This is a genomic window from Cellulomonas sp. GTC20042, assembly GCF_055389595.1.
This window is the reverse complement of the sequence record NZ_AP043678.1, coordinates 103,337-127,502: the sequence shown is the minus strand read 5'-3', so window position 1 is coordinate 127,502 and position 24,166 is coordinate 103,337. Positions and strand designations below refer to the sequence as shown.

The following is a 24,166-nucleotide window of genomic DNA, read 5'->3' as shown; positions in this document are numbered from 1 at the left end:
CTCAGAACTTCCCGTCCCGCACGGCCCACTTGGTCGGCTTGCCGCTGGTGGGCAGCCCCGCGCTCAGCCAGGCCGCCTGCCAGTCGATCAGGGTGCCCGCGGTGACGTCCGGGTAGCCGAACAGGTCGTGGCAGCGGGTGGCGTCGTTGAGCAGCGCGGTCGGCGCGGGATCTCCGGTGAAGGTGACCTCCCGCCCGAGACCGTGCGCCAGCCGACGCGCGACCCGCTCCACCGGCAGCACCTCGGGACCGGTGAGGTTGAGCGTGAACACCTCGGGCGAGGCGTGCGCCATGGTCCGCAGCGTGACCTCGTTGGCGTAGCCCTGCCACACCACGTTGACGTGCCCGGTGGTCAGGTCGACCGGCGCGCCGTCGAGGATCGTCGAGGCCAGGTCGTAGAGCACCCCGTAGCGCAGGTCGACGGCGTAGTTCAGCCGGATCAGCGCGACCGGGGTGCCGCGGGTCAGCGCACCGTGCGCGAAGACGCGCTCACGGCCCAGGCAGGACATCGCGTACTCGCCGACCGGCCCCACCGGGTGCTGCTCGGCGGCCCCCTGCGAGGTCACCGGCACCAGCGGGTAGACGTTGCCGGTGGAGAACGCGGTGATCCGCGATCCCGCGTACCGCCGGGCCACCCGGTCCGGCAGCGCCGCGTTGACCGCCCACGCCCAGGACGGCGCGGCGGCCGAGCCGAACTTGGCGCCCACCATGAACAGCACGTCGGCGCCGTCCGGCAGCGCCGTCAGCCCCGCGTCGTCGTCGCCGAGCAGGTCGGCCGCCACCACGTGCACCCCGGCGGCGCGCAGCCGGTCGGCCTGCACCGGGTCGGACCAGCGCGAGACGGCGTGCACCGCGTCGGTGCCCCGACCGGCGGCGTCCAGCGCGCGCCGCGCCAGCACCGCGAGGGTCGGGCCCATCTTGCCGCCGGCGCCGAGGATCACCAGGTCGCCGCCGCGTCCCTCCTCGCCGGCACGGGCGAGGTCCGCCACCAGTGCGGGCGACGGGGTGGTGAGCCGGTCCTCCAGCTCGGTCTCCGAGGTGAACATCGGGTCCTCTCTCGTGGGAGTGCGGGGATCGAGCACGTCAGCCCTTGATCCCGGTGTGGGCGACGCCCTCCTGGAAGGAGCGCTGCGCGACGGCGTAGGCCGCGAAGATCGGCACCAGCGCGATCACCGAGCCGGCGAGCACCACCGACAGCGGCACCTGCTGCTGCCGCAGGGAGGCGATGCCGACGGTCAGCGTCCACATCTCCGAGGACTTGCCGATGATCAGCGGCCACAGGAAGTCGTTCCAGTGCCAGAGGAAGACGAAGGTGCCGAGGGTGGCGAGCACCGGCTTGCACAGCGGAAGCACGATCGTGACGAAGGTGCGCCACTCCCCCGCGCCGTCGATCCGCGCCGCCTCGAACAGCTCGTCCGGCAGACCCTTGATGAACTGGCGCATGAGGAACACCGCCTGGGCGTTCGCCAGCGAGGGCAGGATCAGGCCCCAGTAGGTGTCCACGCCGCCGGCCTTCGCCATGACGATGAAGGTCGGGATCAGCGTGACGTGGTACGGCACCATCACCATCGCCAGGAACGACCAGAACATCGCCTCGCGCCCCGGGAACCGCTTCTTGGCGAAGGCGTAGCCGGCCATCGAGGCGAGCACCAGCACCAGCACCACGGAGACCACCGAGTAGACGACGCTGTTCAGCGTCCAGCGGAGCATGTCCTGCCCGGACAGCACCGAGGAGAACGCCGAGGTGTCCAGGTCCCACGGGACCAGCGACTGCGGGAAGCGGATCGCGGTCTCCGGCTTCAGCGCGATGACCACCATCGCGTAGAACGGGAAGATCGTCAGGACGCTCGCGATCCCGAGCAGGACGCCGCGCAGCACCTTGCCGCCACGGGTCGGCTCCAGGGCGCGGTAGGGACGGCGGGCGCTCACTTCTCCTCCTTGCCGAGGAACCGGCGCTGGATCACGGCCACCACCAGGGTCATCACGAACAGCGCGACGCCGATCGCCGAGGCGTAGCCGTAGTCGACGTACTTGAAGCCCTGGTCGTAGAGCATGTAGACGAGGGTGTAGGAGCCGCGCGCCGGGCCGCCCTGGGTCATCACGAAGATCAGGTCGAACACCTGGAACGACGCCGTCGTCTCGATCACCGCGAGGAAGAACAGCGACGGCTTGAGGTGCGGCAGCACGATGTAGCGGAACCGGGCCCACGCGCCGGCGCCGTCGGTGAGCGCCGCCTCCTCCAGCTCGCGGGGGACGTCCTGCAGCCCGGCGAGCAGGATGAGCATCCCGTAGCCGAACCGCGACCAGACGCCCACCAGCACCAGCGCCGGGATCACCAGCACCGTCGAGGACAGCCAGGACTGCCCGCTGCCCCCGAGCCAGGTCGAGATCGTCGAGACCGGGCCGCCGGTGGAGAACACCCAGACGAACACGGTGCCCGCGAGCACCAGCGAGGTGATCACCGGAAGGAAGAACACCGAGCGGAAGAACCCGACGCCGCGGAACCGGCGGCGCACGGTCAGCGCGAGCACCAGCGACATCCCGACCGACAGCGGCACCGCGAGCACCGAGTAGATCACCGTGACCCGCAGCGACTGCCAGAAGACCGGGTCGTCGACCATCCGCCGGAAGTTCGCCAGGCCCTCCCACTCGATCGTGCCGGAGATGTCGTAGTCGAACAGGCTCAGCGCGACACCGGCGATGGCCGGGCCGAACCGGAACGCCAGGAACAGCAGGAACGTCGGCAGCGCGAACAGCAGACCGATCCGCGCGTCCCAGCGCGCCATCACCGAGCGCCCGGAGCGGCCACCGCGGCGGGGCGGTGGTGCCGGGGCCCGGACGGGGTCCTGCACGGTGGTGCTCATGACGTCCTCTCGGGGGTGGGGGCGAGGCGAGGACCGGCGGGCGGGGGGACGCAGGGGTCTCCCCGCCCGCCGGGGCCGGATCAGCCGAGCAGCGCCGCTGCGGACTTCGCCGCGGCGTCGAGCGCCTCCTGCGCGGACTTCTGCCCGAGCAGCGCGGCCTGGATCTCCGGGGCGAGCACACCCATCACCTCGCGGGAGTGCTCGTTGACCGGGCCGACCGTGGTGTCCGGGATGGTCTGCTCGATCGCGCCGTAGACCGGGTCGTCGGCGTAGAGCTCACCGGTGGAGGTCAGCGGGGAGAACATCTTGGCGGTGGTCACGAACTCGGTCACCGGCTCCGCGGAGGTCACGAAGTCGATCCACGCGCCCGCGGCGGCCTTGTCCTCGGCGCCCTTGAGCATCGAGAGCGAGCCGACCGTGCCGTAGCCGACGGTCTCCTCGTCGGTGAGCGGCGGCTGGATCACGATGTTCTCCGCGCCCCAGTACGCCTCGACGTCCGCCGGGCCGGACTGCCAGGTGCAGGCGACCTTGTTCTGCGCGAGCGCGGTCTGCTCGATGCTCGGCGTGGTGGTGATCAGGTCGGGCTCCAGGTAGCCGCCCTCGTTCAGCTCGACCAGGTACTCCAGCGCCTTGACGCCCGCGTCGCTGTCGAAGGCGACCTCGGTGCCGTCCTCGCTGAACACGTCGCCGCCGGCCTGCCAGAGCAGCGGGTAGAACGTCATGTTCAGCGTGACCTCGGGCGAGCCCCAGTAGTTCGTGGCGTAGATCCCCTGCTCCTTGAGGGCCGGGGCCACGTCCATCAGGTCGTCCCAGGTGGACGGGTACTCGGTGGCGCCGATCGCGTCGAAGGCCGCCTTGTCGCACACCAGCGGGTTGGAGGAGGTCAGCAGCGGGGAGCCGAGCATCTGGCCGTCCACGGTGATCGAGTCCTGCACGTTCGGCAGGATGTCCGCCACGTGCTCGGCGGACAGGTAGTCGTCGATCGGCTCGATCGAGGACTGGTACGTGGCGAGCTGGTCCGGGATCAGGTAGACCACGTCCGGCCCGGTGCCGGCGGCGATGGCCGTGGTCAGCGACTCGTCGCGGCCCGCCCACGGGTAGACCTCGACGTTCACCTCCACGTCCGGGTTCTCCGCCTGGAACGCCGTGACCTGCGCGTCCCAGAAGTCCTCGTGGGTGGTCTGGTCCGCGATCACCGGGTAGATCCACATGGTGACCTCGCCGGACAGGGCGCCGTCGGACGCCCCCTCCGAGCCACCGCTGTCCGAGGACGAGCAGCCGGCGAGCAGGACCGTGCAGGCCGCACCAGCGGCCACCAGCGACGTCGTCGCGAGTCTCATCGCATCTCCTTGGTCGGGACCCTCCGCCGCAGGGGGTGGCGGGGCGGTCCGGGCTTGATCGGGGTCGTGCGGGTGGTGCGGGGCGGAGCGGGCTGGGTCAAGGGGGTGGCGCCGTCATGCGGCACCGACCTGCCGGACGTCGCCGGCGCGGCGGGCGTCCTCGGCGGCGAACACCGCGAGGTGGCTCTCCAGGGACTCGGCGGGGCCCGAGCGCACCCACGAGCGGTCACCGGTGGCGACGGCCGCGGTGAACGCGTCCATCAGCCCGGCGTCGCCGCCGCCGTGACCGTCCGCGGCGTTCGAGCCGCTGACGTCGGTGCCGAGCACGTGGGTGGTATTCGTGCGGAAGTCGACGACCCGGACCTGCTCGCCGTCGCCCTCCAGGCAGCCGTGGGTGCCGAAGATCCGGGTCTGCCGGTGGGTCTGCTCGGAGAACGCGGTCATGGTGAACGTGGCGGCGGCCCCGCCCTCCAACCGCATCGCGACGACCTGGTGGTCCACCACGTCGTTGTCCGAGTCCCACACGCAGACCCCGTAGGGGCCCTCGCGCAGCGCCTCGACCACCCCGGCCTCGTCGGTGCGGGACGTGATCACCGTGACCGGCCACACCGGGCCGTCCGCGCGCAGCGTGCCGAGGTACAGCCGGGGCGCCGAGTACGGGCAGGTCGGCTCGATCGCGCAGTCCAGGCAGCGGTGCGCGGCGCCCTCGGGGCGGTTCTCCGGCCGCAGCGCCGTCAGCGAGCCGAAGCTCGACACCTGCTCGATCCGCAGCCCGGTCACGTAGCGCAGCCAGTCGACGTCGTGGCAGGACTTGGCCAGCAGCATCGGCGCCGAGGTGGCCTCCTGCCGCCAGGGCCCGCGCACGTAGGAGTGCGCCATGTGCCACCAGCCCACCGGCTCGAGGTGCTGCACGTCGACCACCCGGCCGAGCACGCCGGAGTCGACGACCTCCTTCACCAGGTCGGTGTACGGGGTGTACCGCAGCACGTGGCAGACCCCGAACAGCACCCCGGCGGCCTGCACGGCGGCGACGATCTCCCGGCACTCGGCGGCGGTGGGCGCGATCGGCTTCTCCAGCAGCACCGCGTACCCGAGGGCCGCGAACGCCTTCGCCGGTGCGGCGTGGTCCCGGTCCTGGGTGGAGACGATCACCAGGTCGGCCACCCGGCCCAGCGCCGCCAGGTCGCGCCAGTCGTCGTAGTGCGCCACCGCCGGGTCACCGGCCGCGACGATCTCCCGCCGGTACGCCTGCGGGTCCGCCACCGCCACCAGGCGGGCCCGGTCGGGGTTCTCCCGCACCCAGGACAGGTAGGTCTGACCGCGGTTGCCGGCGCCGACCAGCGCGACGGTCACCGGCGGCAGGCCCCGCACGGCGTCGGCCGGACGGGGGCGCACGGCGTGCCGCCACGGCTCGGTCGCCGGCACGGCACGCGCCGTCGGGGAGCGCACGAGCGCGGGCTCCGCCGTCGGGGCCGTGGCCTCGGGACCTGCTGACATGACTGACCGCCTCGGAGTCGTCGCTGATGGACTCGTCCGTCGGTCGGGCGTCAGGCGTGGGGGAGGTGCCGGTCGTCCTCGCCGTCGAGGGCGACCGTGCGGCGGAGCAGGGGGCTGGCCTGCTGCTGCGACCCTCCCGGGCTGGGGGCGGGTCGAGCGGTGCGAGGGACGCTAGCCGGGCTGGTCGGAGGGCGTCAACCCCTCGGGTGCCTCCGGGAGGGCCCCGCCGACCACCGCGACCGGGGGTGCGGCGGGGTCGTGGCCGAGGTCGCGGGAGATCGCTCGGGCGGCGTCCCGGACGGTCCGGCCGAGCTCCTGGTAGTGCCAGGAGGACTGGTCGAGCTTGAGCCCGGTGATCGAGATCGCGCCCACGCAGGCGCCGTCGTGACCGAGCAGCGGGGAGCCGATGCAGAACACCCCCTCGGCGTCCTCCTCGTCGTCGAAGGCGTAGCCGAGCTCGCGCGCCTCGGCCAGGTGCGCGACCAGGGTGTCGGCGTCGGTGATCGTGCGCGGGGTGCGGCGCAGCAGGCCGACCCGGCCGACGATCTCGCGGATCTCGTCCGCCGGCAGGCAGGACAGGATCGCCTTGCCGAGACCGGTGGAGTGCGGCAGCTCGTGGCTGCCCATCCGCAGGTCGAGCCGCACCCGCTCGTTCCCGCCGACCTGGTCGATCACCACCGCCTGGTCGGCCACCAGCGTGGCCAGCCGCGCGGTGGCGGAGGTGCCCCGGGCCAGCGCGACCAGGTGCGGGCGGGCGACGTCGCGCAGCGAGGTCTGGGCCAGCGCCTGCGAGCCCAGCCGGGCCAGCGCCATGCCGAGCCGGTAGCGCCGGGACATGCCGACGCCGTCGTCCGCCACCAGCCCGCGCCGGGTCAGCGTGTAGAGCGTGGCGAAGGCGGCGCTCTTGGACAGGCCGAGGGCCGCACCGATCTCGGTGACCGACAGCCCCTCGCCCGGCGGCCGCGAGGCCAGCAGCTCCAGCACGTCCACCGCACGGGCCACGGACTTCACCCAGTAGCGGGAGTCCTCGGCCCCCTCCGGCGGGGTCTCCGCGCGCACCCTGGCCTCCATGTCGTCCCCCTGCCTCGGTCCGGACCCGGCTGCCGGGCTGCGGTCAGGGTAGTGGGTGTTCGGTCCTGCCGACCAGAGCCCGGTGCTACCGTGGCGGCTCCGTTCGTTCGTCAGGACCGCACGGGATCGACCCCGCGGGCCGTGATCCCTCTCGGAGGTGCCCGTGCGGCTCGGCGTGATCGGCCTTGCGTCCTCGCACGTCGACCAGGTGCTGCGGCTGGTGCGGGCCGGGGCGCTGGGGGCGGACGTGCGGGTGGATGCGCTGGGCGTGCCGGGGTGCGAGCCGGTGGGGGCGGATCGGGTCGAGGCGCTGGTGGCGGCGGGCTCGGGGATTGCGGGCTCGGCGGCGCCGGACCGCGATGGCTCCCCGATCGCGCAGGCGGCCGCGACCCTGCGGGTCCTCACCGGCGACCCGAGCGACCTCGCCGACGCCCTGGCCGGCCGGGTGGACGCCGTGCTCGTCACCACCCGCGACGCCCGCACCCACCGCGCGCTGGCCGATCCCCTGCTCCGCGCCGGGATCCCGCTGCTGGTCGACAAGCCCTTCACCGCCGACCCCGACGACGCCGCCCACCTGGTCCGCCTGGCCGACCGGCTCGGCGTCCCGCTGACCAGCAGCTCCGCCCTGCGCTGGCACCCTGCCACCCGTGCCGCCCGGGCACGCTGGGCGGACGATCCCGGCGGGATCGCGGTCACCGCGACCGGCCCCGCCGACCCGGACGACCCGCACGGCGGCCTGGCGACCTACGCGGTGCACGCGGTCGAGGCGGCGCTCGCCGTGCTGCGCGCGGTGCCGGCGGCGGACGACCCGGTGACCGTCACCTGGGGGTCCGAGGCACGCGGGTCCGACGCGTGCGGGTCCGGGGCGCGACGATCCGCGGCGCGAGGATCGGGAGTTCGCAGGTCCGGGCTGCGGGAAGACGGTGCACCGGGGGACGGCCTGCGGAGCGTCGCCGTGCCGGCCGGACGCGACCTCGCCACGATCACGGTGCTCGCGCCGCGCGACGGGGAGCAGACGCCGTTCCACCTCGCGGTGGCGGGGGCGACCGGGCGCACCGAGCACCCGATCGCGCTCGGCGCGGACTACCTGCTGCCGCTGCTGCGCGCCTTCGTGGACGGGGTGGCCTCCGGGCGGCGGGAGGAGATCGGGCCGACCGGGGACGCGCTGCTGGCGACGGTGCGGGTGACAGCGGCGCTGGTCGAGTGATCGTCGGGCGCGCTGGTCGCGCACCTCAGGGGGCCCGGCCGCCCGCCGTTCCGCCCGGTCGCACCCACCCCCGCCGCGCCCCGCACCCGCCACGCCCCCGGACGCGCCGGAGGGCAGCACCTGTCAGGGTGCTGCCCTCCGAGGTGCGGGTCCGGTCCAGCCCGACCGGGTCCCGCGGGGTTCTGCTGCTCCGCCACGAGCACTTTCCAAACGCCATTCGGCACAACCGAACGGACTCCGTCATTCAAGCAAGCGCGATCGAGGGCGGCAACAGTTCAGCGTTACGGTTCTGTAAAGCCTGGCGCTGTTCTGTATCACCGCACGCATCAGCTGCGTCCCGTCACACCACCAGGTTCGGCTCCGACAGCACCCGCGGCCCGCTCGCCGGCAGGGCGGTGCGGGTCACGCCGCGCTCCACGCACCCGGTGTGCAGCAGCGTCGAGGACCCCCCGAAGCCACTGTCGGCCAGATCGATCCGCCCGCCGACGAAGGTGCACCCGGTCGCCCGGTAGTGGTTCGTGCCGCCGCCGATCGCCACGTGGGCCACCGAGCCCGACCCCGCCTCACCGGTGTACCCGTCGAACGCCCAGGTCAGCGTGCCACCCGATCCGTCCCGCCCGAAGACGGTCCCCCCGGACGGCGCTCCGGTCGCCCGGCTGCCACCCACCACCTCGATCGTCTGGTCCGTCGATCCCGCGAGCAGCACGCCGGTGCCCTCCAGCACGGTGCCGTCCAGCACCAGCCGCGAGGCCGCCACCGTCACCGCCGACCCGCCGTCCTTCCCCACCAGCCGACAGCCGGTGAGCGTGAGCGGCCCCGTGCCCTGCACCAGCGCGGTCGCCCCGTCCAGCCCGGTGATCGTGGTGCGCACCAGGTGCACCGGCGTCGTCACGTTCGCCGCCACGAAGGGCATCGACGCGAGCTGGTCCGCGGTGCCGATCACGCAGTCCTCGATCACCGTCGGCCGGGTGGACAGCGCCGTGGCCTGCGAGATCTGGAACCGCCCGTCCACCCGGCAGCCGCGCATCTGGAGCCCGTCGGCGTTCACCCACATCCAGCTCGGGTAGTCCGGCATCGACGGGTCCCGCACCACCTGGCAGTCCTCCAGCGTGAGGTCCACCACGCCGACCCTGGCGAAGAACAGCGCCGCCACCTGCTGCCGGACCGTCACGCGCTTGGCGCGCCCGCCCCAGGTCGCCCCGGAGTTCGCGAAGGTCATCAGCCCGGAGTTCCCGATGTAGGTCAGGTCGTGCTCGTACTGGCCGTGGGTGACGAACGGCCCCTGCACGTCGCCGTCGCCGTGGCAGTTCTGCACCATCGAGTACGCCGCGCAGGTGAAGTCGTTCAGGTGCCGGGCGTTGGACGTCCGGCAGTCCCGCACCTGCGCGTACAGGCAGGAGATCTGCTGGGTCAGGTAGCCCGCCCCGCCGAGCGTCACGCTCACCGGGTTGGTCAGCGAGCACTGCGAGGTCACGTACGACGTGTTCCACCGGCGCATGACCACCGGCCAGAAGGTGTGCTCGGCGTCGATCGCGTGCACGTCGCAGCGCACCGCGTACTCGAAGGCCACCGGGTGCGATCCGGTGATCTGGTCGGTGCCCGTGCCGCGGAACCGCAGGTGCTGCACGGTCACCCGCTCCACCGGCTCCACCCGCGTGAACGTCAGCACCCGCCCCGCCGCGAGCGGCCAGCCCGTCTTGTAGCCGATCCGGACGTGCGTGCCGTCGACCACCTGCGTGATCTGCACCAGGTACATCAGCTCGCGCTCGGCGGTGCCGCCACCGGGCCGGGTGTTCGTCTGCACGGCGTACCAGTCGCCGACCGTGAAGGCCTCCGAGTCCGGCACCGGCAGGATGTCCACCTGCTCGGGCAGCGCGTCGGCCAGCGTCGAGGTCACCACGTGGTCGGTCACGGAGCCCTGGAAGAACAGCACCGCCGCGAACGGGTCGTTGGCCGCCGCCGGCTCGATCCCCTCGGTGGTCATCAGGTGCCCGCCGAGGTCGATCACCAGGTCGGAGCGGGTGAACCGGTGCCGGCGCACGAAGTTGAGGTCGGTGTGCGCCTCGATCCGCTGCACGGCGGGGTCGGCCACCATCGCGTCCAGGGCGTCGTCCGCCGGGGTGCTCGCGTCCAGCACTCCGAAGGTGCGGAAGTCCACGGTGCCGTCGTGCACCTGCGTCCACCGCCCGGTGCTGCGCCCGTCGGCCGCGATCACGGTGCCGCCGTTGTCCGGGGCGGTCGAGGTGGCGTCCCAGCGCACGACCATCGCGCCGCCGTCACCCGCCGCGGCGTACCCGGCGACCACCACCAGGTCACCGGCGGAGGGACGCAGCGCCCGCAGCGCCGCGACGGTGGCGACGGTTCCTGCGGCCTGCGCGGTGCGGCGCCCGCTCGCGAGGCCGCCTGCGGGGGTCGTCCCCGCGACCGCGACGTCGGTCGGGGCGGCGCCGGCGGCCGTGGCGGTGGCGCCGACGGCCAGGGCGGCGAGCACGGACGCCCCGCCGCCGCGGAGCAGGGTGCGTCGGCTGGGGCTGGGTCGTGCGGGGTCGACGGGGTCGAGCTCGGGCGTCGGGGTGCTGTCGGTGCGCATACGGACCTCCGGGACGAGTCGGTGCGGACTGGTCCGTCGGGGGTGCCGGGGCGTGCGGGAGGTGCGTCGCCGGGTCGCGGGCTGGGCGGGACGGCGGGGGCGGGATCGATCGCCGACGCGGGGGCGCCGGGACGCACCGAACGTAGGACGGGGTGAAATCCGGTGTCAACGGGTCGGCCACCTGCGGCTCCGAAACATGACGCGTCAGGGGCAGTTGTCACCCCGCCGACCCCGCCCTACTGTGGCCGCACCATCCAGAGCGACCGAGAGACCTGGCTCGACGACGTCGCAGCAACCCCCCGTGCGAGCGGGTGTGGGTGCTTCCGCCAGGTTCGATGGAGCGACCGATGAGCGGTACCAGCGCACCCCCGCACCCGACCACGGGTGAGGACCCCGGCTGTCCCGACGAGCCCCGGCGCGGTGACGTGGTCGCCGACGGCCTCGGCGCGGTCGACCGGCCGACGGTCTCCTTCGAGCTGTTCCCGCCGCGCGACCCGGACGCCGCCCCGCGCCTGTGGTCCACCGTGCGGGCGCTGGCCGACGTGCGGCCCGACTTCGTCTCGGTGACCTACGGCGCCTCCGGCAGCACCCGGCGCACAACCCGGGCGCTGGTCCGGCGGCTGCTGCGCGAGACCTCACTGACCCCGATCGCGCACCTGACCTGCGTCGGGACCTCCCGCGAGGAGCTGACCGCGGTGGTGGAGGAGTTCCTGGACGAGGGCGTGCGCGCCTTCCTCGCCCTGCGCGGCGACCCGCCGCAGGACGCCTCCTGGCAGCCGCACCCCGACGGCCTCGGCACCGCCGGCGCGCTGGTCGGCCTGCTGCGCGAGATCGAGGCCCGGCGCTGCTCGACCAGCCCCTCGCAGGCGGTGCGCGCCACGGTCCGCCCGCTGTCGGTGGCGGTGGCAGCCTTCCCGCGCGGCAACGCCGGTGCCGGCAGCACCCGCGAGCAGGACGTCGCCGCGCTGCTCGCCAAGCAGGCCGCCGGTGCCGACTTCGCGATCACCCAGGTGTTCTACGACGCCGCCGACTACGCCGAGCTCGTCACGCTGGCCCGGGACGCCGGGGTCACCATCCCGATCGTGCCCGGGATCATCCCGATGACCGACCCGGCGCGGCTGCGCCGCGTGCAGACGCTGACCGGCGTGCCCGTGCCCCGGCGCGTGCTCGACCGGCTGGACGCCTTCGACCCCGCCGACGAGCGTGCCCTCGCCGAGCGGCACCGCGCGGGCACCCGGCTCGGCGTCGACCTGGTGAACGCCGTGCTCGACGACGGCGCCCCCGGCGTGCACGTCTACACCTTCAACGCCCACGGCCCCGCGCTCGACCTGCTCGAGGGCGCCGGGCTCGGCGGCGACGGCGCCCCGCGCTCCCGCTGCCGCACCACCGCGGCCCCTGACCCGACCCCCGTCCCGACAGCCTGAAGGCGAGAGATGACCCACCCCACGCACCCGTTCCCGTCCGGCATCGTCCTCGGCTATCCCCGCATCGGGCCGCGCCGCGAGCTGAAGAAGGCCCTGGAGCAGTTCTGGGCCGGCCGCAGCACCGCCGAGCAGGTCGAGGCCACCGCCGCCGACCTGCGCCGACGCACCCGCACCCGGCTCGCCGGCCTCGGCCTGGCCACCGACCTGCCCGCGATCCCGAGCGCGTTCTCGTTCTACGACCACGTGCTCGACACCGCCGCCGTGCTGGGCGCCGTGCCGGAGCGCTTCGCCGACCTGGTCGGCGACGACGGCTCCCTCGACCTCGCCGGGTACTCCACCGTGGCCCGCGGGCGTGGGGACGACCTGCCGCTCGAGATGACCAAGTGGTTCGACTCGAACTACCACTACCTCGTGCCGGAGATCGGCCCCGGGACCGCGTTCCGCTACGCCGGCGACCGCCCGGTGCGCGAGCTCGCCGAGGGCCTCGAGGACGGCGTGCTCACCCGTCCGGTGCTGGTCGGCCCGGTGACGTTCCTCGCGCTGGCCAAGGCCGCCGAGGGCTCGCCCGCCGACTTCTCCCCGATCGACCGGCTGGCCGACGTGCTGCCGGTCTACGCCGCGCTGCTGCGCGAGCTGGCCCGCGCCGGGGCCACCTGGGTGCAGCTCGACGAGCCGGCCCTGGTGTCCGACTCCACCGGCGTGCCCGCCGAGCGCCTGCTCGCCGCCACCGCCGAGGCGTACCGCGCGCTGGCGACCGACCTGCCGCTCGGCGAGCGTCCCGCCCTGCTGGTCGCCGCCCCCTACGGCGACCTCGGCGAGGCGCTGCCCGTGCTCGCGGGCACCGACGTGGACGGTCTCGCGATCGACCTGGTGCGCGGCTCCGTGCCCGCCGGGCCGGTGCCGGGGCTGTCCGGCAAGGTCCTGGTCGGCGGCGTGGTCGACGGCCACAACATCTGGCGCACCGACCTCGACGCCGCGCTCACCACCCTGGAGCGGCTGGAGGGCCTGGGCGCCGAGCAGGTCGCCGTCGGCTCCTCGACCTCGCTGTTCCACCTGCCGCACGACACCGCCGACGAGCCCGACCTCGACCCGACCCTGCTGTCCTGGCTGGCGTTCGCCGACCAGAAGACCGCCGAGGTCGTCACCCTCGCCACCGGCCTGACCGAGGGCCGCGAGGCCGTGCACGCCGAGCTGCTCGCCGCCGCCGACGCCCGTCGGTCCCGCGCGCAGGCGCCCGGCGTCGTCCGCCCCGAGGTGCGCACCCGGATCGCCGACCTGCCTGCCGGTGCCGACCGTCGCGGCGACTTCGCCGAGCGTCGCGACGCCCAGGCCGCCCGCCTCGGCCTGCCCGCGCTGCCGACCACCACCATCGGCTCGTTCCCGCAGACCCCGGAGATCCGGCTGGCCCGTGCCGCCTTCGGCCGGGGCGAGCTCACCGCCGCGCAGTACGAGGACGAGATGCGCGCCGAGATCGCCCGCGTGATCGACCTCCAGGAGCAGATCGGCCTGGACGTCCTCGTGCACGGCGAGCCCGAGCGCAACGACATGGTCCAGTACTTCGCCGAGAACCTGGACGGCTTCGCGGTCACCCGCAACGGCTGGGTGCAGTCCTACGGGTCGCGGTGCACCCGCCCGTCGATCCTCTGGGGCGACGTCTCCCGCCCGGCACCGATCACCGTGCCGTGGACCACCTACGCGCAGTCCCGCACGCCGAAGCCGGTCAAGGGCATGCTCACCGGACCGGTGACGATCCTCGCGTGGTCCTTCGTGCGCGACGACCAGCCGCTCGGCGACACCGCCGACCAGGTGGCGCTCGCCCTGCGCGACGAGATCGCCGACCTGGAGGCCGCCGGCACCGCGATCGTGCAGGTCGACGAGCCCGCCCTGCGCGAGCTGCTGCCGCTGCGCGCCGCCGACCACGCCGCCTACCTCGACTGGTCCGTGCGCTCGTTCCGCCTCGCCACCTCCGGCGTGCGGCCCGACACCCAGATCCACACCCACCTCTGCTACTCCGAGTTCGGCGAGGTGTTCGGGGCGATCGAGGCGCTGGACGCCGACGTCACCTCGATCGAGGCCGCCCGCTCCAAGATGGAGATCCTCGGCGACATCGCCGCCGCCGGCTACCCGCGCGGCATCGGCCCCGGCGTCTACGACATCCACTCCCCGCGCGTCCCCGGCGAGCAGGAGGTCACCGACCTGCTCGCCTCCGCCGTGCGCGTCGTCGACCCGGCCCTGCTGTGGGTCAACCCCGACTGCGGCCTCAAGACCCGCCGCTACGAGGAGGTCACGCCCTCGCTGGAGCACGTGATCGCCGCGACCCGCACCGTGCGCGCGACGCTGGCGGTGCCGACGGCCTGAGGCCTCGGGCACGACGACGGCCCGGGCCCCGCTGCACGCGCGGGGCCCGGGCCGTCGTGGTCGGTCAGGCGGTGGCGGAGGCGTCGTGCCGCTCGATCGCGGCCGGCGTCTCACCGGTCCGGACCTCGACGCGGCGCGGCCTGGCCTCCTCCGCGACCGGGATCGTGAGGCTGAGCACGCCATCGACGTAGGCGGCCGAGATGGCATCGAGGTCGAGGCCTCGGCCCACGGTCAGCTGGCGGGCGTACGCGCCGGCCGGCCGCTCCTTGGCCAGCCACTGCACCCCCTCGTCGGCGCGCGGGGTGCGCTGGGCACGGATGGTCAGCGTGCGGTCGTCCACGCTGACGTCGATCGATCCCGGGTCGGCGCCCGGCAGGTCGACGTTGAGGACGTAGTGATCACCGGAACGGAACAGGTCCATCGGCATCGACGCCGACGCCCGCTGCGCTCCGAGCACCTGACCCATCAGCCGGTCCATCTCCTGGAACGGGTCGAATCGAGTAGCCACAGCCCGTCACCTCCTCTGACGCACTCGGCCCCGGACGGTCCGGGGACCGCGCTCTGCCCGGTGGACTCGCCACCGGTCGGCTACAGCACATGTTCTAGCACTCTCGACCTGAGAGTGCCAGACCGGTGCGGGCGCGTTCGCCCAGAGACGACGGCGCAGGTCAGAGGGCTCGACCCGGCGTCCTGGAGACGCGTCAGCCCGCGATGGGCGCCGTGTCGCCCCGCCCGACCGCGCGCGCCAGCGCCTCCACGATCCGCACGTCGCCGTCGAGCCAGGGCACCTCGTGCCAGCGCCCGGCGGGCAGCCAGCGCAGCTCGTCGTGCTCGACCAGCGGCTGCGGCGTCCCCGAGCGGATCTCGGCCAGCCAGAGCCGCATCGTGTAGCGCTGGCTCAGCCGCCAGCAGCCGTCGTCCGGGCCGACCAGCTCCGCCCCGAGGTCGACCTCGACGCCGAGCTCCTCGCGCAGTTCGCGGTGCACGCCGTCCTCGGGGGTCTCACCGGGCTCGACCTTGCCGCCGGGGAACTCCCACCGGCCCGCGAGGCTCGCCGGGGAACGCCGCCGGGCGGCCAGCAGCACGGTCGGGTCGTCGAGGTCGTCCACGATCGCCGCCGCGACGACCAGCACCGGAGCGGTCATGGGCGCAGTCTGCCAGGCGGGTGTCTCAGGAAGGTGAACGTGACTGCTCGGTCAGACGCAGATCCACCGGCTCGCTCCCCGGGGTACCCGGCGCGGGATCGCGGTCGCTCTGGACCGGCTCTGCGAGCACGGACTCGTCGCCGCGGAGCCGACCAACCACGGCTACCGGTACCGGCTGAACCGCGAGCACCTGCTGACCCCGGCCGTGCTCGCCGCGGTCGGCGCCCGCGAGGAGCTCGGAGCCCGCCTCCGCCTCGTCGGCCCACGCCTGGACCTGCGCGTCGCTGATCGGCGTGCCGTGGATCGTCCGGTGGATCTCGGCACGGGACGGGCGATCGGTCGTCGTCCCCGCATCCTCGCTCACCCCACCAGGGCCAGGCCGCCGAGGCTCACCCCCGCCGCCACCAGCGTCGCCGCACCGCCGAGGGCCAGCGCCCGCCCGCCGGTGCGGACCAGCCGACGCAGGTGGATCTGCGTGCCGAGCGCGACCATGGCGGCGCCGAGCAGCAGCGTGGTCACGGGCTTGATCGTCGGCACGACCGCGTCCGGCACCAGACCGGCGGAGCGGACCAGCACCGCGACGAGGAAGCCGACGACGAACAGCGGCACCAGCGGCGGACGAGCCGCACGCCCAGCCCCGGACCCATCCCCGGCGGCAACGACCCCGGCCCGCCGGCGCCGCACCACCCCGGTCCCCGCGACCAGCGGCGCGAGCAGCACCACCCGCGCGAGCTTGGCGACGACGGCGACGGCCAGCGCGGCGGCGGACACGGTCCCGGCGGCGGCGACCACCTGGGCGACCTCGTGCACGGACATGCCCGCCCACAGCCCGACGGTGCGGTCGCTCAGGCCGAGACCGCGGGCGATCAGCGGCAGCAGCACGATCGCCAGGCTGCCGTACAGGGTGACCAGGGCGACGGCGGTGGCGACGTCGTCCTCCTCGGCCTCGGCGACCGGGCTCATGGCGGCGACGGCGGCGGCCCCGCAGATCGAGAAGCCGGTGGCGACCAGCAGGGTCAGCGCACGCCCGACCCTCCAGCGGCGGCCGAGCCACAGGGTGCTGGTGAAGGTGGCGGCGACGGTGACCAGCAGGACGACCACCTCGCGCCCGCCGAGCCGGAGCAGGTCGCCGACGGAGAGCTGGAGGCCGAGCAGCACGACACCCGCGCGGAGCACGTGCCGGGACGTCCACGCGAGGCCGGCGTCCAGCGTCGGGGGCAGCCAGCCGAAGGAGCGGGCGGCGGTGCCGAGCGCGATGGCGAGCAGCAGCGCGGGCAGGGCGGGGGCGACCTGCGTGAGCGCGAGGCAGAGGCCGGAGACGACGAGGGTGACGAGGAGGCCGGGGGCGACCGCGACGACCAGACGGGGCGGAGCGAGGAGCACCCGTCCACGGTGCCGCCCCGCGTGGGCTCACGGAACGCCGACCTGCCTGCCACCCTCTAGCCTGAGGCTATGGCTGCACGCATCCCGCTCGGCGCGATCGACCTGCTGGCCGCGGTGGACGCGACCGGCTCGCTGTCCGGCGCCGCGCGCGCGCTGGGCCTGGCGCAGCCCTCGGTGAGCACGGGGCTGGCCCGGCTGGAGCGGCAGACCGGGCTGACCCTGCTGGTGCGCACCGCCACCGGCACCCGGCTGACGGCCTCGGGCACCGCGGTGCTGGCGCGAGGACGCGACGTGCTGGCCGCCTCGGACGCGCTGGAGCGGGAGGTCACCGCGCTGCGCAGCGTCCGGCAGGGGCGGGTGGCGGTGGCGGCGAGCCTGAGCGTGGCGGAGTACCTGGTGCCGGGCTGGCTGGCGGCGCGCCCGGCCGACGCCCCGGTGGTCGACCTGGTGGTGGCGAACTCGCGCGACGTCACCGACGCGGTGCTGCACGGGCGGGCGGATCTCGGCTTCGTCGAGGGCCCGGGCGTCGACCCGGCGCTGCACGCGCGGTCGGTGGGCGAGGACGAGCTGGTGGTCGTGGTGGCGCCGGGGCACCCGTGGGCGCGACGCCGGCGGCCGGTGGCGGCGGCGGACCTCGCGACGGCGCCGCTCGCGGTGCGGGAGGCGGGATCGGGCACCCGCGCGGTGCTGGAGGAGGCGCTGGCGGCGGCGGGTCACCCGCTGGCGGGATCCCCGGCGCAGCTCGGCTCGACGTCGGCGGTGAAGAACGTGGTGCGCGGCGGGTCGGCGGCGGCGGTGCTGTCGCGGCTGACGGTGGCGGACGAGATCGCCCGGGGCGATCTGGTGCGGGTGCCGGTGACCGGCGTGGACCTGAGCCGGACGCTGCGGCTGGTGTGGGCGCGCGGTCGGCGGCCGTCTCCGGCGGCGCGGGACCTCGCGGAGCACGTGCTGGGCATGGCGCGGGCCGCGCACCGCTGAGGGTGCGCGGCCCGGGGCCGTGCGTGCGACGCGCCCGGAGGGTGGGCCGTCGATCGAGGTGCCGACCGGTCCGCGGAGGGTGCGGAGATCGGCGCGCGGGTCAGCGGATGCCGGCGGCGGTCGCCCAGGCGACGGCCTCGGACCGCGTGGAGACGCCGATCTTCCGGTACACGCTGCGCACCTGAGACTTCACCGTGTTGCGGGTGACGAACAGGCGGCGGGCGATGTCCTCGAGGGTGACGTCCTCGGTGAGCTCCGCCAGGACGATGCGCTCACGCGTGGTGAGCGGCTCGCCGTAGATGCTGGCGTGTGGGGTGGGTGCGAGCTCGAGGGTGGTCATGATGTCCTCCGGTGTACGAGTGACGAGGTCCGGCTGCAGGGGGTCCAGCGGCCGTCTACCGGTTGTGATCGGCAAGTGTGGCCGTCTCACCCGGAGTTGGGATCTCATCCATTCGACCGGCATGTCGGTCAAAAGCGGCAAAGCAGTCGGTGGTATAGGACCGAAGTCCCTGGTCACCCCTGGGGAAGCGTTTCCCCGACCGAGGGATCAGAACCACCCGAACGGAGCAGCGCCGCCAGGACCTTCGTCTCAGTCCGTGATCTGCGCGGCATACTCCTCGGCCGACAGCAGGTCGCCGGTGCTGGTGACCTCGACGGTGAACAGCCAGCCCGCGCCGTACGGGTCCTGGTTCACCACGGAGGGCTCGTCCACCGCGGCCTGGTTGACGTCCACGACGGTGCCGGACACCGGGGAGAACAGCTCGGAGACGGACTTGGTGGACTCGACCTCGCCGACGACCGCGCCGGCGGTGATCTCCGAGCCGACGGTCGGCAGCTCCAGGTAGACGATGTCGCCCAGCGCCTCGGCGGCGTTCGCGGTGATGCCGATCCGCCCGGCGTCGGTGTCGATCCACTCGTGCTCGGCGGTGTACTGCAGGTTGCTGGGGACGTCGCTCATGGTGCTCTCCGATCGGGTGGGGCGCTGGACCCAGGATCCAGCAGGTCAGGGGTGCGAGGGAAGGGTCAGCCGCGGGTGTAGAACGGCAGCGCGACCACGCGGACCGGCTCACGACGGCCGCGGACGTCCACGGCGAGCTCGGTGCCCGGGGCGCTGACCTCGGGGGTCACGTAGGCCATCGCGATCGGCACGCCCAGGGTCGGCGAGGGCGCGCCGGAGGTCACCAGGCCGACGCGCGCGGCGTCCTCGGCCGCCGACGTGAGCACCGGGTAGCCGTGCCGGGCGGCGCGCCGGCCGAGACCGAGCAGACCGACCAGCACCCGCGAGGGCGTGGCGTGCGCGCGCGACTCCAGCGCGGCCCGGCCGACGAAGGGCACCGGGGCGCCGTCGGCACCGACCTTGTCCAGGCGCACCACGCGGCCGAGACCGGCGTCGTGCGGGGCGGTGGTGCGATCCAGCTCGTTGCCGTACAGCGGCATCCCGGCCTCCAGGCGCAGGCTGTCCCGCGCGGACAGGCCCGCCGGCACCAGGCCCAGCGGCTCGCCGGCGGCCAGCACCGCGTGCCACAGGCCCACGGCGGCCTCCGCCGGCACGAACAGCTCGAAGCCGTCCTCGCCGGTGTAGCCGGTGCGAGCCACCAGCGCCTCGACGCCGGCCACCGTGGCGCGCTCGGAGGCGTAGTACTTCATGCCGAGCACCGCGTCGACGTGCTCCGGCGCGGTCAGGCCACCGACGATCTCCGCGGCACGCGGGCCCTGCACGGCGATGAGCGCGGTCTCCAGCGAGCGATCGGTCAGCACGACGTCGAAGCCGGCGGTCCGCTCGACCAGCGCCTCACGCACCACGGCGACGTTCGCGGCGTTCGCGACCACCAGGTACGACTCGTCGGCCAGGCGGTAGACGATCAGGTCGTCGAGCACCCCGCCGTCCTCGGCCACGATCATCGTGTACCGGGCCCGGCCCACCGCGAGCGCGGTGAGGTTGCCGACCAGCGCGACGTCCAGCGCGGCCGCCGCCTGCGGTCCGTCCAGGTGCAGCTCGCCCATGTGCGACAGGTCGAACAGCCCGGCGGCCTCGCGCACCGCCCGGTGCTCGGCCAGGTCGCCGGCGTAGCGCAGCGGCATCATCCAGCCGGCGAAGGGCGTCATGCTCGCGCCCAGCGCCTCGTGCTCGGCGTGCAGCGGGGACAGCACGATCTCGGTCTGGTCGTTCACAGCGTGGCTCCCTCGGCGTAGGCCTCGATGGGCGGGCAGGCGCAGACGAGGTTGCGGTCCCCGTGCGCGCCGTCGATCCGCCGGACCGGCGGCCAGTACTTGCCGGCGCGCAGGCTCGCCAGCGGGAAGGCGGCCAGCTCACGGCCGTAGGGCTTCTCCCACACGTCGGCGGTGAGCGCCTGGGCGGTGTGCGGGGCACCACGCAGCGGCGAGTCCGCCACCGGCCAGCGTCCGGCGGCCACCGCGTCGATCTCGCCACGGATCGCGACCAGCGCGGCCACGAACCGGTCGAGCTCCGCCAGGTCCTCGCTCTCGGTGGGCTCGACCATCAGCGTGCCGGCCACCGGGAAGGACAGCGTCGGCGCGTGGAAGCCGTAGTCCATCAGCCGCTTGGCGACGTCCTCGGCGGTGACGCCGGTCTCCTTGGTGATCGCGCGCAGGTCGAGGATGCACTCGTGCGCGACCAGCCCGGCGGGGCCGGTGTAGAGCACCGGGAAGTGCGGGGCCAGGCGCGCGGCCAGGTAGTTGGCGGACAGCACCGCGTTGGCGGTGGCGCGGCGCAGGCCGTCCCCGCCCATCAGCGCCACGTAGGCCCAGGAGATCGGCAGGATCCCCGCGGAGCCGAAGGGCGCGGCCGAGACCGCCGCCGCCTCGCCGCCGCGCAGGGTCGCGTCCGCCGGGAGCACCGCGTCGGTGGCCGGCAGGTGCGGCACCAGGTGCGCCGCTACCCCGATCGGGCCGACGCCGGGGCCGCCGCCGCCGTGCGGGATGCAGAACGTCTTGTGCAGGTTCAGGTGCGAGACGTCGCCGCCGAACTCGCCCGGCCGGGCCAGCCCGACCAGCGCGTTGAGGTTGGCGCCGTCGATGTACACCTGGCCGCCGGCCGCGTGCACCAGGTCGCAGACCTCGCGCACGTCCTCCTCGTACACACCGTGCGTGGAGGGGTAGGTGATCATGATCGCCGCGACCTGCGGGCCGTGCTGCTCGATCTTGGCGCGCAGATCGTCCAGCTGCACCGAGCCGTCCTCGGCGGTGGCGACCACGACCACCCGCATCCCCGCGAGCGCCGCGGAGGCCGCGTTGGTGCCGTGCGCGGAGGCGGGGATCAGGCAGACGTCGCGCACCGGGGCCTCGGTCTCGGGCGTGCCGGCGGCCAGCGCCTCCGCACGGTTCGCCTCGTGGTACCCGCGGATCGCCAGCAGCCCGGCGAACTCGCCCTGCGAGCCGGCGTTCGGCTGCACGGACACCGCGGCGTAGCCGGTGATCTCGGCCAGCCAGCCGGTGAGCGAGCCGATCAGCTCGGCGTAGCCCGCGGCCTGCTCGGCGGGGACGAACGGGTGCAGCCCGGCGAAGCCCGGCCAGGAGATCGCCTCCATCTCCACCGTGGCGTTGAGCTTCATCGTGCAGGAGCCCAGCGGGATCATCGTGCGGTCCAGCGCGAGGTCCTTGTCGGACAGCAGGCGCAGGTAGCGCAGCATCGCGGTCTCGGAACGGTGCCGGTGGAACACCGGGTGCGTCAGGTAGTCGCTCGTGCGGCGCAGGCCGTCCGGGATCGCGGGCGCCGCGTCCGGGGCGCCGATCGGGGTCGCGTCGCCGGTCACGTCGGCGAAGGCCGCCAGCACCGCTGCGATGTGCTCGCCCGTGGTGACCTCGTCGCAGGCGATCTGCACGTGGTCGGCGTCGGCCGCCCACAGGTTGATCCCGCGGGCCACGGCGGCGTCGACCACGGCCTGCGCCCGGCCCGGCACCACCGCGCGCACGGTGTCGAAGAACTGCGCGTGCTCCACCGGCACCCCGGCGGCCCGCAGCCCCTCGGCCACCGCGACGGCACGGGCGTGCACCCGCTCGGCGATCTCCCGCAGCCCGTCGGGCCCGTGGTAGACCGCGTACATCGAGGCGACGATCGCCAGCAGCGCCTGCGCGGTGCAGATGTTGCTGGTGGCCTTCTCCCGGCGGATGTGCTGCTCACGGGTCTGGAGCGCGAGGCGGTAGGCCTGCGCGCCGTCGGCGTCCAGCGACACCCCGACCAGCCGGCCCGGCAGCATCCGCTCCAGTCCGGTGCGGACCGCCATGTACGCGGCGTGCGGTCCGCCGTAGAACAGCGGGACGCCGAAGCGCTGCGCCGATCCGACCGCGATGTCCGCGCCCTGCTCGCCCGGGGGCGTCAGCAGGGTCAGCGAGAGCAGGTCGGCGGCGACGGTCACCAGCGCACCGGCCTCCTTGGCGGCGGTGATCAGCGGACCGAGGTCGCGCACCGCGCCGGAGGCACCGGGCGCCTGGAGCACCAGGCCGACCAGCGCCTCGTCGCCGAGGTCCGGCAGACCGGCGGTCAGGTCGGCCACCCGCACCGGCAGCCCGGCCGCCTCGGCGCGACCGAGCGTCACGGCGAGGGTCTGCGGCAGGCAGTCGGCGTCCAGCACGACGACCCCGGTGCGCCCCTTGGCGGCGCGGTGCATCAGCGCCACGGCCTCGGCGACGGCGGTGGCCTCGTCCAGCAGGGAGGCGTTGGCCACCGGCAGGGCGGTGAGGTCGGCGACGACGGTCTGGAAGTTCAGCAGCGCCTCCAGCCGGCCCTGGCTGATCTCCGGCTGGTAGGGCGTGTACGCGGTGTACCAGGCGGGCGACTCCAGCACGTTGCGGCGGATCACCGGCGGGGTGACCGTGTCGCTGTAGCCCAGGCCGATCATCTGCGTGAGCACGGTGTTCTTGTCCGCGATCGTGCGCAGCGCGGCCAGCACCTCGGACTCGCCGCGGGCCTCGGGCAGGGCGAGCGGGCGGTCGGTGCGGATGCTCGCCGGCACGGCGGCGTCGATCAGCGCGTCGAGGGAGGCGTAGCCGTCGCCCACGTGCGCCAGCATCGTCGCGAGGTCGCGCTCGCGGGGGCCGATGTGCCGGTCCGCGAAGTCGCGCGCGGCATCGGTCGGGAGGTGGTCCAGGGTCACGCTGCTGCTCCTCGGACGAGCGGGGACGGGCGGTCCTCCCCGCTCTGTCATCCGCCGATCCGCCGAGCAGGGCCCGGGGTCGTACGACCTGAGAGTTTTGCCGGTCCGCCATGCCCACCAGGGGCCGGGGCGCGCCGACTTGCACCGTCGGTGGACCGACCCGCGCGGGGTCGGTCGCTTTCCAGAGTTGCCTGGCCACGGCGGTACGGGGGCCTGAGAGATTCCCGGGGAGGGTTGCTCCTTCGGCGCCTCGCGCGCGGGCCGTCGGTGACGGCCGTGCGGGAGGGCTCTCCCGCCGCGGTTCGAGCAGCGTGTTGAGTTGTGGGCCGTGCTGGGGGCCAGCGTAACCGGCCCGGGATCGTCCGGCGGTTTCGTGGCTGTGAACATCCGTCCCCTTGCGCCGGATCACCCGATGCTGATTCACTTTCCACCATGGAAAGTCACCCGCCGACCTCCGAGAGCCCGAGCGCCGAGGACGCCGCCGAGGCGCTGCGCCTGGTGCAGACCGAGCGGCAGCGCGTCGCCACCACCCTGCTCACGCAGGCCCGCTGGTACGCCCCCGTCTACGGCACCCTGGTCGGGATCGCCGTGCTCGTGCTCAGCGGCCCGTGGCGGTGGATCGGGTTCGGCGGCGCGTTCGTCGTGCTGTCCTTCGTGGCGCTGATGTACGCCTACCGGCAGGCCACCGGGCTGTGGGTGAACGCCGCCGCCCCCGGCACCCCCCGCGCGCAGGTCGTCGCCGTCACCGCACTGCTCATCGGGGGACTGGGCGTGGCACTGCTCGCCCGGCACGTGTGGGACCTGCCGTGGATCGCCCTGCTCGCCGCCGTCGTCACCGGCACCGGCGCCGCCCTGCTGAGCCGGTCCTTCGACCGCGCGCACGCCCGCAACCTCGCCCGTGCCTGAGCCGCGCTTCGACGAGCTGGTGCACGCCCCGCTCCGGCTGCGGCTGTGCGCCCTGCTGTCCACCGTGCAGCAGGCATCCTTCGCCTACGCCCGCGACGGCCTCGGCGTCTCCGACTCGGTGCTCAGCAAGCACGCCGCCGCGCTCCAGAAGGCCGGCTACCTCACCGTCGACAAGCAGCCGCGCGCGGACGGCACCACCACGCACCTCAGCCTGACCGCCGCAGGGATGCGCGCCTACCTCGGGCACATCGCGGCGCTGCAGGCGATCGTCGCCGGGGAGGACTGAGCCC

At 74.3% G+C, this 24,166-nt stretch carries 21 protein-coding genes and 2 riboswitches; of the genes, 6 read left to right on the top strand and 15 right to left on the bottom strand.

The genetic code is table 11. The annotated features are described in order from the left end of the window. Position 1 precedes the first annotated feature (1 nt). The 6 genes from ACZ5HG_RS00630 to ACZ5HG_RS00605 form a co-directional block, all read right to left on the bottom strand. A complete protein-coding gene (locus tag ACZ5HG_RS00630) occupies positions 2-1,045 on the bottom strand; it encodes an NAD-dependent epimerase/dehydratase family protein (protein ID WP_464179615.1) in 1,044 nt (347 codons plus the stop codon). A 37-nt stretch (positions 1,046-1,082) separates the two neighbouring features. Then, positions 1,083-1,928, bottom strand: coding sequence for a carbohydrate ABC transporter permease (locus ACZ5HG_RS00625; RefSeq protein ID WP_464179613.1), 846 nt, complete (start codon positions 1,926-1,928; stop codon positions 1,083-1,085). Next, positions 1,925-2,863, bottom strand: coding sequence for a carbohydrate ABC transporter permease (locus tag ACZ5HG_RS00620; protein ID WP_464179611.1), 939 nt, complete (start codon positions 2,861-2,863; stop codon positions 1,925-1,927). The genes ACZ5HG_RS00625 and ACZ5HG_RS00620 overlap by 4 nt, the downstream gene beginning before the upstream one ends. An 80-nt stretch (positions 2,864-2,943) precedes the next feature. After that, positions 2,944-4,203 carry an ABC transporter substrate-binding protein gene (locus ACZ5HG_RS00615; protein WP_464179609.1) on the bottom strand — a complete coding sequence of 420 codons (1,260 nt, stop codon included), beginning with the start codon at positions 4,201-4,203 and terminating at the stop codon, positions 2,944-2,946. A gap of 114 nt (positions 4,204-4,317) precedes the next feature. Next, entirely contained in the window at positions 4,318-5,700 is a 1,383-nt protein-coding gene (locus ACZ5HG_RS00610; RefSeq protein WP_464179607.1) for a Gfo/Idh/MocA family protein, read from the bottom strand. A gap of 171 nt (positions 5,701-5,871) precedes the next feature. Further along, positions 5,872-6,771, bottom strand: coding sequence for an IclR family transcriptional regulator (locus ACZ5HG_RS00605; RefSeq protein WP_464179605.1), 900 nt, complete (start codon positions 6,769-6,771; stop codon positions 5,872-5,874). A 157-nt stretch (positions 6,772-6,928) separates the two neighbouring features. Between ACZ5HG_RS00605 and ACZ5HG_RS00600 the strand changes: the two genes are divergently transcribed. Beyond that, a complete protein-coding gene (locus ACZ5HG_RS00600) occupies positions 6,929-7,978 on the top strand; it encodes a Gfo/Idh/MocA family oxidoreductase (protein WP_464179603.1) in 1,050 nt (349 codons plus the stop codon). Positions 7,979-8,318: 340 nt separating this feature from the next. On the opposite strand, the gene ACZ5HG_RS00595 is transcribed toward ACZ5HG_RS00600, so the two are convergent. Further along, positions 8,319-10,568: a peptidase C14 gene (locus ACZ5HG_RS00595; RefSeq protein ID WP_464179601.1), complete on the bottom strand. Its 2,250-nt coding sequence runs from the start codon at positions 10,566-10,568 to the stop codon at positions 8,319-8,321. Between the two features lie 247 nt (positions 10,569-10,815). Then, a riboswitch (SAM riboswitch) is annotated at positions 10,816-10,910 on the top strand. Positions 10,911-10,915: 5 nt separating this feature from the next. Between ACZ5HG_RS00595 and ACZ5HG_RS00590 the strand changes: the two genes are divergently transcribed. Further along, positions 10,916-11,992: a methylenetetrahydrofolate reductase gene (locus tag ACZ5HG_RS00590; RefSeq protein WP_464179599.1), complete on the top strand. Its 1,077-nt coding sequence runs from the start codon at positions 10,916-10,918 to the stop codon at positions 11,990-11,992. Positions 11,993-12,001: 9 nt separating this feature from the next. Then, positions 12,002-14,350: a 5-methyltetrahydropteroyltriglutamate--homocysteine S-methyltransferase gene (gene metE / locus ACZ5HG_RS00585; RefSeq protein ID WP_464179597.1), complete on the top strand. Its 2,349-nt coding sequence runs from the start codon at positions 12,002-12,004 to the stop codon at positions 14,348-14,350. A gap of 64 nt (positions 14,351-14,414) precedes the next feature. Here the strand turns inward: metE and ACZ5HG_RS00580 are convergent, their stop codons facing one another. The 4 genes from ACZ5HG_RS00580 to ACZ5HG_RS00565 form a co-directional block, all read right to left on the bottom strand. Beyond that, positions 14,415-14,858: an Hsp20/alpha crystallin family protein gene (locus tag ACZ5HG_RS00580; protein ID WP_464179595.1), complete on the bottom strand. Its 444-nt coding sequence runs from the start codon at positions 14,856-14,858 to the stop codon at positions 14,415-14,417. A 193-nt stretch (positions 14,859-15,051) separates the two neighbouring features. Continuing rightward, positions 15,052-15,495, bottom strand: coding sequence for a (deoxy)nucleoside triphosphate pyrophosphohydrolase (locus ACZ5HG_RS00575; RefSeq protein ID WP_464179592.1), 444 nt, complete (start codon positions 15,493-15,495; stop codon positions 15,052-15,054). A 25-nt stretch (positions 15,496-15,520) separates the two neighbouring features. Next, positions 15,521-15,859: a hypothetical protein gene (locus ACZ5HG_RS00570; RefSeq protein ID WP_464179590.1), complete on the bottom strand. Its 339-nt coding sequence runs from the start codon at positions 15,857-15,859 to the stop codon at positions 15,521-15,523. Next, positions 15,856-16,878, bottom strand: a complete 1,023-nt coding sequence (locus tag ACZ5HG_RS00565; RefSeq protein ID WP_464179589.1) for a YeiH family protein — start codon at positions 16,876-16,878, stop codon at positions 15,856-15,858. Before ACZ5HG_RS00565 ends, ACZ5HG_RS00570 begins: the two co-directional genes overlap by 4 nt. A 69-nt stretch (positions 16,879-16,947) precedes the next feature. Here ACZ5HG_RS00565 and ACZ5HG_RS00560 point away from each other — a divergent pair, with 69 nt between their 5' ends. After that, positions 16,948-17,856 (top strand): LysR family transcriptional regulator, encoded by a 909-nt coding sequence (locus ACZ5HG_RS00560; protein ID WP_464179587.1) that lies wholly within the window; start codon positions 16,948-16,950, stop codon positions 17,854-17,856. 100 nt (positions 17,857-17,956) lie between these two features. On the opposite strand, the gene ACZ5HG_RS00555 is transcribed toward ACZ5HG_RS00560, so the two are convergent. From ACZ5HG_RS00555 to gcvP, 4 genes are all read right to left on the bottom strand, one after another. After that, positions 17,957-18,196 carry a LuxR C-terminal-related transcriptional regulator gene (locus tag ACZ5HG_RS00555; protein WP_464179585.1) on the bottom strand — a complete coding sequence of 80 codons (240 nt, stop codon included), beginning with the start codon at positions 18,194-18,196 and terminating at the stop codon, positions 17,957-17,959. 249 nt (positions 18,197-18,445) lie between these two features. Then, positions 18,446-18,814: a glycine cleavage system protein GcvH gene (gcvH, locus tag ACZ5HG_RS00550; RefSeq protein WP_464179583.1), complete on the bottom strand. Its 369-nt coding sequence runs from the start codon at positions 18,812-18,814 to the stop codon at positions 18,446-18,448. A gap of 65 nt (positions 18,815-18,879) precedes the next feature. Then, positions 18,880-20,028, bottom strand: coding sequence for a glycine cleavage system aminomethyltransferase GcvT (gcvT, locus tag ACZ5HG_RS00545; protein ID WP_464179581.1), 1,149 nt, complete (start codon positions 20,026-20,028; stop codon positions 18,880-18,882). Beyond that, a complete protein-coding gene (gene gcvP / locus ACZ5HG_RS00540; RefSeq protein WP_464179579.1) occupies positions 20,025-23,021 on the bottom strand; it encodes an aminomethyl-transferring glycine dehydrogenase in 2,997 nt (998 codons plus the stop codon). The genes gcvT and gcvP overlap by 4 nt, the downstream gene beginning before the upstream one ends. A gap of 140 nt (positions 23,022-23,161) precedes the next feature. Beyond that, positions 23,162-23,275, bottom strand: a riboswitch (glycine riboswitch). 127 nt (positions 23,276-23,402) lie between these two features. Here gcvP and ACZ5HG_RS00535 point away from each other — a divergent pair. Together ACZ5HG_RS00535 and ACZ5HG_RS00530 are read left to right on the top strand one after the other, a co-directional pair. Next, complete coding sequence (locus ACZ5HG_RS00535; RefSeq protein ID WP_464179577.1) at positions 23,403-23,876, top strand: hypothetical protein; 474 nt, start codon at positions 23,403-23,405, stop codon at positions 23,874-23,876. Then, entirely contained in the window at positions 23,869-24,162 is a 294-nt protein-coding gene (locus tag ACZ5HG_RS00530) for a transcriptional regulator (protein WP_464179575.1), read from the top strand. Before ACZ5HG_RS00535 ends, ACZ5HG_RS00530 begins: the two co-directional genes overlap by 8 nt. Positions 24,163-24,166 lie beyond the last annotated feature (4 nt).